This is a genomic window from Bradyrhizobium sp. PRIMUS42 (assembly GCF_023006515.1).
In the GTDB taxonomy this organism is placed as follows: Bacteria; Pseudomonadota; Alphaproteobacteria; order Rhizobiales; family Xanthobacteraceae; genus Bradyrhizobium.
Genome location: NZ_JALBGZ010000158.1, coordinates 1 through 10,506 on the forward strand (window position 1 = coordinate 1; position 10,506 = coordinate 10,506).

The following is a 10,506-nucleotide window of genomic DNA, read 5'->3' on the forward strand; positions in this document are numbered from 1 at the left end:
AGCCGCCCGATCGGGCCGGACGGCCGGTCTGCGTGCTCGTGATGTCCAAGTGCAGCCAACGCGGCTCACTCCACCTTGCGAATGCGTTCGATCAGCGCGGCCGCGGCGGGATCGCGCCCCGCCTTGGCGTAGATCGCGGCCATGGCGTCCTCGAACGGCTTGCGGTCGATATCCCTGACGATGGTGACGCCCGCTTCCTGCGCCTTGCGCTGCGACTGTTCCTCCAGGTCACGCCATTTCTCGCGCATGAACCGGCTGGAGCGCTGCGCTGCCTCCCGGAAGATGGTCTGGTCGTCCGGCGACAGGCTCTGCCAGGCCTTCTGCGAGATCACCAGCACTTCGGGACTCATCGTGTGCTCGGTGAGCGCAAGGTAGCCGGCATGCTTGTAATGGTCTGTCGTCACGAAAGATGGCCAGTTGTTTTCGGCGCCGTCGATCAGATGGTTGGTGAGCCCGGTGAGCACCTGCCCGTAAGGAAGCTCGACCGGCTCGGCGCCGAGCGAACGGATCATCTGGCTCATCAACTCCGACTGCTGCACCCGGATCCGCAATCCCCTGAGGTCCGCGATATTCCTCACCGGGCGGACACCGTTGTAGATCGACCGCGCGCCGGAATCGTAGAAAGCGAGCCCGACGAACCCGTAGGGCTCGAAACTGCCGAGGATCTCGCTGCCGATCGGCCCGTCCAGCACTTTCTGCATGTGCTCGATGGACCGGAACAGGAACGGCATGGCGAGCACGTTCATGGCCGGAACGAAATTGCCGATCAGCGCCACGTTGGTCCGGTTGAGGTCGATCGCGCCGGCCCGGGTCTGCTCGATGGTCTCCTTTTCCTCGCCGAGCTGGCGGGAGTGGAACACCTTGATCTCGTGGCGCCCGCCGCAGCGCTCGGCAACCAGGGCGCCCATGTAGCGCAGCGCCTGGACGGTCGGGTAATCCTCGGTCTGGGTGTCGGCGGCGCGAAATTCGCGCGCAACGGCGCCCGTCGCGCGCAAGCCTATCGAGACTGCGGCGAGCAGAAGCGCGACGAAGATCACCCCGGTCCGCGAGAGTTCGGCACGGCTTAGCACTGGCACACTCAACCCCTCAGTGGTGGAGTCTATGGCGGGAGCAAAAGGTTCAATGCAATCTAGCAGATGGTCGGGGGAAGGCCATCCCGCCGGCGCCGAGGCAGCGATTGTGCGGCGCGGCCGGCGCGCATTCCGGGTTGAAACCAAATATGCCGCGCCGTAAGCAAGGTCGTCCGCCGTTTGTCGCGCGGCACGGGAAGAGCCATCGTGACTTCAGCATCGCGCCTTTTGCAGCTCGTCGCCGCCTTTGTGGCTCTCTCGTTGGCGGCTCCCGTGCGTGCCGCCACCGACATCGCCTGGTGGCACGCCATGTCCGGCGAACTCGGGCGGCAGCTCGAGAAACTGGCCTCGGACTTCAACGCCTCGCAGTCCGAATACCGCATCGTGCCTGCTTACAAGGGCAATTACACCGAGACGGTGACCGCCGCGATCTTCGCCTTCCGCTCGCGCAGCCAGCCCGCGATCGTCCAGGTCAACGAGGTCGCCACCGCCACCATGACCGCGGCCAAGGGCGCGATCTATCCGGTGTTCAGCCTGATGCGGGACCAGGGCGAGCCGTTCTCGCTGGCCGATTACCTGCCCGCGGTCTCCGGCTATTACACCGATGCAGCCGGCAATCTGCTGTCGTTCCCGTTCAATTCCTCGACGCCGATCCTGTACTACAACAAGACCATGTTCCGCGACGCGGGCCTCGATCCGGAGACGCCGCCGAAGACCTGGCCGGAATTGGGGCTGGCTGCAAAGCGGCTGCGCGACCGTGGCGCTCCTTGCGGCTTCACCACGTCATGGCCGTCCTGGATCCATGTCGAGAATTTCTCCGCTTTCCACGATCTGCCGCTGGCGAGCCGCGCGAACGGTTTTGCCGGGTTGGATGCGGAATTGACCATCAACAATCCATCGCTCGTGCATCACATCGCAGCGCTCAGCGAGTGGCAGAAGACCAAGCTGTTCGATTATAGCGGCCGCGGCCAATCGGCCGAGCCACGCTTCCAGAAGGGCGAGTGCGGCATCTTCATCGGCTCCTCGGCCACGCGCGCCGACATAAGAGCGAATTCGAAGTTCGATATCGGCTACGGCATGATGCCGTACTGGCCCGACATGAAAGGCGCGCCGCAGAATTCGATCATCGGCGGCGCCACGCTGTGGGTGCTGCGCGATCGGCCGCGCGAGGAATACAAGGGCGTGGCGCGGTTCTTCGCCTATCTGTCGCAGCCCGGTGTGCAGGCCGCCTGGCATCAGAACACCGGCTATCTGCCCGTGACCCGCGCCGCCTTCGAGCTGACGCGGTCGCAAGGGTTTTACGAGCGCAATCCGGGCTCGGCGATCTCGTTCGAGGAGATCACGCTGCATCCGCCGACGGAGAATTCGAAGGGCGTCCGGCTCGGCTCGTTCGTCCTGATCCGCGGCGCGATCGAGGACGAGCTGGAGCAGGCCTTCGCCGGCCACAAGAGCGCGCAAGCCGCGCTCGATTCCGCCGTCGAGCGCGGCAACAAGATCCTCCGCCAGTTCGAGCGCGCAAGCCCGGAGCGGTAGCGTATTGCGAATGAGCCTAGCTGTGGCCGCCAGCGAGATGTGCTCCCTCCCTCGCTTGCGGGGGAGGGTTGGGGAGAGGGTGTCTCCGCAATGGGACAGTCCCCCAGAGGAGAAAACCCTCACCCGCGCCTTCGGCGCGACCTCGCCCGCAAGCGGGAGAGGTGCACCATTTCCTGGGCTCGCACTGAATCAAACAGGGCCGCCTCGCGCGAGCGAGTGCGAATGACCATCCAGCCATCGCAACAACTCCCTCAGCTCGCCGACGCCCAAAGCTTCCGCGCCTTCCGCTCCGATGCGCCGCGTTGGCTGCCGATCGCGCTCGATATCGCGCGCGGCCACGGTCTCGATGTCGGCTCGCCGCATGTGTTCGCGACCGGCACCAATCTCGTGGTCGGGCTCGGTGAGAAACTGATCCTGAAGATCTTTCCGCCGCGGCTCGCAGCCCAATTCGTCTCCGAGCGCGGCTCGCTGGCGCAGCTGAAAGGCCATCTCGACCTGCCGATCCCCGAGATCGTTGCCGAAGGCGTGCGCGATGGCTGGCCCTATCTCGTCATCACGCGTCTTGCCGGCACGCTCGGCTCGGAGGTGTGGCCTTCTCTGCCGGAAGACCAGAAGGAGCGCGCGCTGCGCCAGATCGGCGAGACCATCGCCGCCGTGCAGCGTGTCCCGCTCGGACCGCTGGCGCAAATCGAGCCGCGCTGGGACGACTTTATGCGCCAGCAGATGCAGGGTTGCCGTGCCAGGCACGAGCGTCTTGGCCTTGCCGCGAAATTCCTTAGGGGCCTCGACGATCTCCTGCATGACGCTGAAAAACTGATTCCGATGGATGCACCGCCGGTGATGCTGATCGGCGAATACATTCCTGAAAACTTCCTGCTCGCCTGCGACGACGGCCAATGGTCGCTCGCCGGGCTATTCGACTTCGGCGACGTGCTGGCGGGATGGCGCGACTACGACCTGCTCGGGCCCAGCGCGTTCATGGCAGCGGGCCGGCCGGGGAGGGTGCGTAGCCTGCTCGAAGGCTTTGGCTATTCAAGACCCGATTTCGCGCTCAAGCGCCGGCTCATGGCGCTGATGCTGCTGCACCGCGCCAGCGACCTCAACGCGCACGTCTGCATCGAGGGCTGGCAGCAACAGGCGGATGATCTGGTTGCGCTTCAGGAGCTGATCTGGGCGGTGTGAGCGCTCCACGGCTCACCTTCATTCCCGGGCGCCGCGGAGCGGCGAGCCCGGAATCCATTGTCGCCCCCGTGTTGTGGCCCGATGGATTCCGGGCTCGATGCTGCGCATCGCCCCGGAATGACAGCCGAGGCCTGCCGCTACGGCTCGGCGCCGAGGATCCCAGCCGTCGCCTTCCCAATGGGCTTTCAAATTATGCAGCCTAATTTTTACGCAATTGCCTCCCTTTGTATGCAATTCTGCCCGACCTCCAGAACAGCAAAACTGTAATAATAGCTTTTAATATCAGATATTTATACCAAATAAATCGCCTCCCTAAGCCTTGGCACAAACCTTGCGAATCCAGTTCCAACCAAATCCTTTTGCGTTGGAGCCATTTCATGAAGCGCCGCGATTTCCTCAAGTCCGTGTCCGGATTGGCCGCCGGAGCGGCGCTTCCGGCGATGCCACAGGTCATCTCCACCGCCTATGCCGACGCGCGCTCGGAGACGCTGCTGATCGTCTCGGAGGGCGGACCGAACAATCTCGACATTCACGGCATCGGCACCAACGTGCCCGGCTATGAGGTGTCGTGGAATTGCTACGACCGCCTGATCAGCCACGAGATGAAGGTCGGCCCCGGCGGCGTGCCCTATTACGACCGCGACAAGTTCAAGGGCGAGCTCGCCGAGGACTTCAAGATCGACGACATGTCGGTCACCTTCAAGCTGCGCAAGAACGCCAAATTCCACGACGGCGCGCCCGTCACCGCCAAGGACGTGAAATGGTCGCTCGACCGCGCTGTCAGCGTCGGCGGCTTTCCGACCTTCCAGATGAGCGCGGGCTCTCTCACAAAACCCGAGCAGTTCGTCGTGATCGACGACTACACCGTGCGCGTCGACTTCCTGAAAAAGGACAGGCTGACGATCCCCGATCTCGCCGTCATCGTGCCCTGCATCGTCAACTCCGAGCTGGTGAAGAAGAACGCCAGCGAGAAGGATCCCTGGGGCCTCGAATTCACCAAGCAGCAGACCGCGGGCTCCGGCGCCTACAAGGTGACGAAGTGGACCGCCGGCACCGAAGTCATCATGGAGCGCAACGAGGACTGGGTCTGCGGTCCACTGCCGAAGATCAAGCGCGTGATCTGGCGCATGGTGCCGCAGGCCGGCAACCGCCGCGCGCTGCTGGAGCGCGGCGATGCCGACATCTCCTACGAGCTGCCGAACAAGGACTTCCAGGAGATGAAGGCGAACGGCAAGCTCAACGTGGTGTCGCTGCCGTTCTCCAACGGCATCCAGTATATCGGCATGAACGTCACCAAGCCGCCGTTCGACAATCCCAAGGTGCGTCAGGCGGTGGCCTACGCGCTGCCCTACCAGAAGATCATGGACGCGGTGATGTTTGGCCTCGCCAACCCCATGTTCGGTGCGGCCAAGGACAAGCCGACCGAGATCGCCTGGCCGCAGCCGCACAAATACGACACCGACATCGAGAAGGCGAAGGCGCTGCTCAGCGAGGCCGGCTACGCCAACGGCTTCGAGACCACGATCTCGTTCGACCTCAATTTCGCCGGCGTCAACGAGCCGCTCTGCGTGCTGGTGCAGGAGAGCCTCGCGCAGATCGGCATCAAGACCACCATCAACAAGGTGCCCGGCGCCAACTGGCGCACTGAATTGAACAAGAAGGAGATGCCGCTCTTCACCAACGTGTTCTCGGGCTGGCTCGATTACCCCGAATACTTCTTTTACTGGTGCTATCACGGCAACAATTCCGTCTTCAACACCATGAGCTACAAGTCGGCGGAGATGGACAAGCTGATCGACGGCGCGCGCACGGCCGCTGCGACCGGCGACAAGGCGGCCTACGATGCCGACGTGAAGGGCTTCGTCGATCTCGCCTTCACCGACATCCCGCGCATCCCGCTGTACCAGCCGTTCGTCAACGTCGCGATGCAGAAGAACATCAGCGGCTACCAATACTGGTTCCACCGGAGGCTGGACTATCGCGCGCTGGCGAAGGGGTGAGCGGGGCGAATGGCGGATAGCGAATAGGGGGTGGCGAATGCAGGCTATCGGTCGTGAACATCTATTCGCCACTCGCCATTCGCCATTCGCGCGAACGGAGCGCGCCCCATGCTGACCATGATCGGCAAGCGCCTGATGTTCGCTGTCCCCTCCCTCATCGGCGTCGTCATCGTCACCTTCCTGCTGACGCGCGCGCTGCCCGGTGATCCCGCCGCATACTTCGCCGGTCCCGCCGCCACGAAGGAAGCCGTCGAGCAGATCCGGAAAAAACTCGGTCTCGACAAGCCGCTGATCGAGCAGTTCTTCCGCTACACCAATGACCTCGCCCATGGCGATTTCGGCAATTCGCTCACCACGGGTCAGCCGGTCGCGGCCGAGATCCGCAACCGCCTGCCGGCCTCGGCCGAGCTGACGCTGCTCGGCCTCATCGTCTCCGTCGCGATCGCGATTCCGCTCGGTGTGCTCGCGGCGACGCGGCCGGGATCATGGATCGACCATCTCTGCCGGGTCACGACGACGGCCGGCGTGTCGCTGCCGGTGTTCTTCACTGGCCTCGTGCTGGTCTATGTCTTCTACTTCCGGCTCGGCTGGTCGCCGGCGCCGCTCGGCCGTCTCGACGTGTTCTACAGCGCGCCGCCGACGGTCACAGGCTTCTATCTGATCGACACGCTGATCGCGCGCGACCTCGAGGCGTTCCGCTCCGCGCTGAGCCAGTTGATCCTCCCCGCAACGACGCTCGCGATCTTCTCGCTGGCGCCGATCGCGCGCATGACGCGCGCCTCGATGCTGGCGGTGCTGGCGTCCGAATTCGTCCGCACCGCGCGCGCCAGCGGCCTGTCGCCGGCGACCGTCATCGTCACCTACGCCTTTCGCAACGCCATGCTGCCCGTCATCACCACGCTCAGCATGGTGTTCTCGTTCCTGTTAGGGGCCAACGTGCTGGTCGAAAAAGTGTTCGCCTGGCCCGGCATCGGCTCCTACGCGGTGGAAGCGCTGATCTCGTCGGATTTCGCGCCGGTGCAGGGTTTTGTGCTGACAATGGCGGTCATGTACGTGCTGCTCAATCTGATCATCGACATACTGTATGGCGTGATCGATCCGCGCGTCCGGTTGGAGGGCTAGCGCATGATGAACGCGTCTGGTGCGAGCTGGGCGGACGGTGCGCTCCCTCCCCCGCTTGCGGGGGAGGGCTGGGGAGAGGGTGTCTCCGCAATCGAGAACCCCCAAGAGGAGAGAACCCTCACCCGGCGCGTTGCGCCGACCTCTCCCGCAAGCGGGAGAGCTAAAGCGAGCTCGAGGCTCGTCCGGTCATCCCAACGCTTAGGAGTGAAGTCATGAGCTCCGTTGCGCCTGCTGTTGAACCCGTCGGCCCCGCCCGCACGTCGGGACTCGCTGCCGTTCTCGAACAGACCCGCTACGTGCTCGGCGAGAACAAGGTCACGGGCTTCGCCTTCGCGCTGCTGATCCTGATCCTCATCGCCGCGATCTTCGGCCCTTATGTGGTGCCGTATGATCCGCTGGCGTCCGACACCGCCGCATCGCTGAAGCCGCCGTCGGCGGCGCACTGGTTCGGCACCGACCAGCTCGGGCGCGACATTTTCAGCCGCGTCATCGTCGCGACCCGGCTCGACACGTTCATCGCGGTCGCCTCGGTCGCGCTGGTGTTCCTGATGGGCGGCCTTGCCGGAATCGCGGCGGGCTATTTCGGCGGCTGGACCGATCGCATCGTCGGCCGCATCGCCGACACCATCATGGCCTTTCCGTTGTTCGTGCTGGCGATGGGCATCGTCGCCGCGCTCGGCAACACCGTACAGAACATCATCCTGGCCACCGCCATCGTGAACTTCCCGCTCTATGCCCGCGTCGCGCGTGCCGAAGCCAATGTCCGCCGCAACGCCGGCTTCGTGCAGGCCGCGCGCCTGTCCGGCAACGGCGAATTCCGTATCCTGCTGGTGCATATCCTGCCGAACATCATGCCGATCATGATCGTGCAGATGTCGCTGACCATGGGCTACGCCATTCTCAACGCCGCCGGCCTCTCCTTCATCGGCCTCGGCGTCCGCCCGCCGACCGCGGAATGGGGCATCATGGTCGCCGAAGGCGCCGGCTTCATGGTGTCGGGCGAATGGTGGATCGCGCTCTTCCCGGGCCTTGCTTTGATGATCGCGGTGTTCTGCTTCAACCTCCTCGGCGACGGCCTGCGCGACATCGTCGACCCCCAGCGGAGGACGTGATGGTGCGTGCTCAGGGCGAGGTAATCAACGCGGCATGTAAGGTGGGCACTGCTCTCTCATTCCCTCCCCCCTTGCGGGGGAGGGGCAGGGAGAGGGGTAGCCACGAACTCAGACCTCTCCCGGGGCCACCCCTCTCCCCAACCCTCCCCCGCAAGGGGGAAGGGAGCGAGAGGCCGGTGCCCGCCTTACACGTAAAATTCCGGCCGAAATTCCCCAACGATTCCAATCCCATTCTACTGTGCATGGGGTTGTTTTCGCGTTTTTTGATCGGGAGGCCCGCTTGACCGCCCAGCCCCTGCTCGACGTTCAGGACCTCACCGTCGAATTCACCACCCGCCGCGGCATCGTGAAAGCGGTGCAGCACGTCAATATCTCCGTCGCCAAGGGGGAGACGCTGGCCATCGTCGGCGAGTCCGGCTCCGGCAAGTCCGTGACCTCCTATGCGGTGATGCGCATCCTCGACCGCGCCGGGCGGATCGCCGAGGGCTCGGTGATGTTCTCCGGCATCGACGTCAAGGCCGCGACCGAGGACCAGATGCGCGACCTGCGCGGCCGCGAAGTCTCGATGATCTTCCAGAACCCGCGCGCCGCCCTCAATCCGATCCGCAAGGTCGGCGACCAGATCGAGGACGTGCTGCGCACCCATGTGCAGCAGGCCCAGGTCAGAGATCACGGCGAGAAGGCGATCGAGGCGCTGGAGCAGGTCAAGATCGCCCGCCCGCGCGAGCGCTATCACGCCTATCCGTTCGAGCTGTCGGGCGGCATGTGCCAGCGCGTCGTCATCGCGCTCGCGCTCGCCTGCAATCCGCAGCTGCTGATCGCCGACGAGCCGACCACCGGTCTCGACGTCACCACGCAGAAGGCGGTGATGGATCTGATCGTCGAGCTGACCAAGCGCAAGGCGATGTCGACCATCCTGATCACCCACGATCTCGGCCTCGCGGCGGCCTATTGCGATCGCGTCGTGGTGATGGAGAAGGGCCGCGTGGTCGAGACCGCGAAAGCCGCCGACATTTTTGCCAACCCGCAGCACCCCTACACCAAGAAGCTGATGCGCGCGACGCCGCGGCTCGGTGTGTCGTTGCGGGACCTGCTGCCGGAGGAGGATGCTCACGCGTCTCAATCGCCGGTCGTCATGGCCGGGCCTGACCCGGCCATCCATCCCGCTTCGCAAGACTCCCCCCAGTCGATGGATCCCCGGGTCAAGCCCGGGAGCGACGAGAACGCAAAGCCCCTCCTCGTCGTCGACAAGCTCGTCAAGGAATACCCCCGCCAAGGCGCGACCGCCGTGCTCGGAAAACTGTTCGGCCGCAAGCCGCCGGTGGAGCCGGACGTGTTCCGCGCCGTCGACGGCATCAGCTTCGCGGTCGGTCACGGCGAGAGCGTCGGCCTCGTCGGCGAGTCCGGGTGCGGCAAATCGACGACGTCGATGATGGTGATGCGGCTCCTGGACCAGACCTCCGGCCTGATCCAGTTCGAGGGCGAGGACATCTCCGCCATCGCACCGTCAGCCTTCGCCCGGCTGCCGCAGCGCAGTCGCATCCAGATGGTGTTCCAGGATCCGACCGACAGCCTGAACCCGCGCTTCACCGCCGCGCGCGCCATCGTGGACCCCATCATGCAGCTGGGGGATATCAGAGGACGCGACGCGCTGCGGGCCCGCTGCGAGGAACTCGCGAGCATGGTCGGCCTGCCGCACAACCTGCTCGACCGCTTCCCGCACCAATTGTCCGGTGGCCAGAAGGCCCGCGTCGGCATCGCCCGTGCGGTCGCGCTGCATCCAAAGCTCGTTATCCTGGACGAGCCGACGGCGGCGCTGGACGTCTCGGTGCAGGCCGTGGTGCTCAACCTGCTTCAGGACCTGAAGCAGCGGCTAGGCATGAGCTATCTGTTCGTCTCGCATGATTTGAATGTGGTGCGCTTGTTGTGCGATCGTGTCATTGTGATGCGGGCGGGACGGATCGTCGAGGAGGGTTCTTCCGAGCAGGTGCTCGGCGATCCCAAGGACGACTACACCAAGGAACTGCTGACGGCGATCCCGCATCCGCCGTTGCCGGTGCACTGAGATCAGCTTGAGAGAGTGATGGCCGAACCCCTGGACGACTATATCGACGCCGTATCGAAAGCGCTGGCGCTGCCGGTCGAGGAGGCCTGGAGGCCCGCGGTGCGTGCGAACCTCGAAGTGTCGCTGCGCCTTTCCCGCCTCGTCGACGAATTCGCGCTGCCGGACGAGACCGAGCCGGCGCCGATCTTCACGGTTTGATGCTGTCATGACCACCAAGCCAGAAATGACGGCCGCCGAGATCGCCAGCGCGGTCGCGGCCCGCAGGATGTCCGCGCTCGATGCGACTGAAGCCGCGCTTGCGCGCATCAAGCAGCACGACACCGTCCTCAATTCCTTCACCGATGTCACCGCCGATCGCGCCCGCGCGAAAGCGCGCGCGATCGATGCCGACATCGCCGCCGGCAAGACCGTCGGCCCGCTCG

The 10,506-nt window shown here is 64.7% G+C and carries 8 protein-coding genes and 1 pseudogene; 8 read left to right on the top strand and 1 reads right to left on the bottom strand.

Annotation, left to right across the window (positions count from 1 at the left end):
* Positions 1-65: 65 nt before the first annotated feature.
* Positions 66-1,076, bottom strand: coding sequence for a TRAP transporter substrate-binding protein (locus MOV75_RS14605; RefSeq protein ID WP_246926001.1), 1,011 nt, complete (start codon positions 1,074-1,076; stop codon positions 66-68).
* 222 nt (positions 1,077-1,298) lie between these two features.
* Between MOV75_RS14605 and ugpB the strand changes: the two genes are divergently transcribed.
* From ugpB to MOV75_RS14645, 8 genes and pseudogenes are all read left to right on the top strand, one after another.
* Entirely contained in the window at positions 1,299-2,603 is a 1,305-nt protein-coding gene (gene ugpB, locus MOV75_RS14610; protein ID WP_246926003.1) for a sn-glycerol-3-phosphate ABC transporter substrate-binding protein UgpB, read from the top strand.
* A 222-nt stretch (positions 2,604-2,825) separates the two neighbouring features.
* Positions 2,826-3,785, top strand: a complete 960-nt coding sequence (locus tag MOV75_RS14615; RefSeq protein ID WP_246925999.1) for a phosphotransferase — start codon at positions 2,826-2,828, stop codon at positions 3,783-3,785.
* 377 nt (positions 3,786-4,162) lie between these two features.
* A complete protein-coding gene (locus MOV75_RS14620) occupies positions 4,163-5,785 on the top strand; it encodes an ABC transporter substrate-binding protein (protein WP_246925997.1) in 1,623 nt (540 codons plus the stop codon).
* 108 nt (positions 5,786-5,893) lie between these two features.
* Positions 5,894-6,907, top strand: coding sequence for an ABC transporter permease (locus MOV75_RS14625; RefSeq protein ID WP_246925996.1), 1,014 nt, complete (start codon positions 5,894-5,896; stop codon positions 6,905-6,907).
* Positions 6,908-7,119: 212 nt separating this feature from the next.
* Complete coding sequence (locus MOV75_RS14630; protein ID WP_246925994.1) at positions 7,120-8,019, top strand: ABC transporter permease; 900 nt, start codon at positions 7,120-7,122, stop codon at positions 8,017-8,019.
* A gap of 280 nt (positions 8,020-8,299) precedes the next feature.
* Positions 8,300-10,084 (top strand): ABC transporter ATP-binding protein, encoded by a 1,785-nt coding sequence (locus tag MOV75_RS14635; protein WP_246925992.1) that lies wholly within the window; start codon positions 8,300-8,302, stop codon positions 10,082-10,084.
* A gap of 18 nt (positions 10,085-10,102) precedes the next feature.
* Entirely contained in the window at positions 10,103-10,282 is a 180-nt protein-coding gene (locus tag MOV75_RS14640) for a DUF4089 domain-containing protein (RefSeq protein WP_246925989.1), read from the top strand.
* Between the two features lie 7 nt (positions 10,283-10,289).
* A pseudogene (locus MOV75_RS14645) lies at positions 10,290-10,506 on the top strand (amidase family protein); the annotation flags it as partial.

Coding starts and splice junctions, on each gene's coding strand:
- MOV75_RS14625 (WP_246925996.1), top strand. CDS start 5,894: ATGCTGACCATGATCGGCAAGCGCCTGATGTTCGCTGTCCCCTCCCTC.
- MOV75_RS14640 (WP_246925989.1), top strand. CDS start 10,103: ATGGCCGAACCCCTGGACGACTATATCGACGCCGTATCGAAAGCGCTG.
- MOV75_RS14630 (WP_246925994.1), top strand. CDS start 7,120: ATGAGCTCCGTTGCGCCTGCTGTTGAACCCGTCGGCCCCGCCCGCACG.
- MOV75_RS14620 (WP_246925997.1), top strand. CDS start 4,163: ATGAAGCGCCGCGATTTCCTCAAGTCCGTGTCCGGATTGGCCGCCGGA.
- MOV75_RS14615 (WP_246925999.1), top strand. CDS start 2,826: ATGACCATCCAGCCATCGCAACAACTCCCTCAGCTCGCCGACGCCCAA.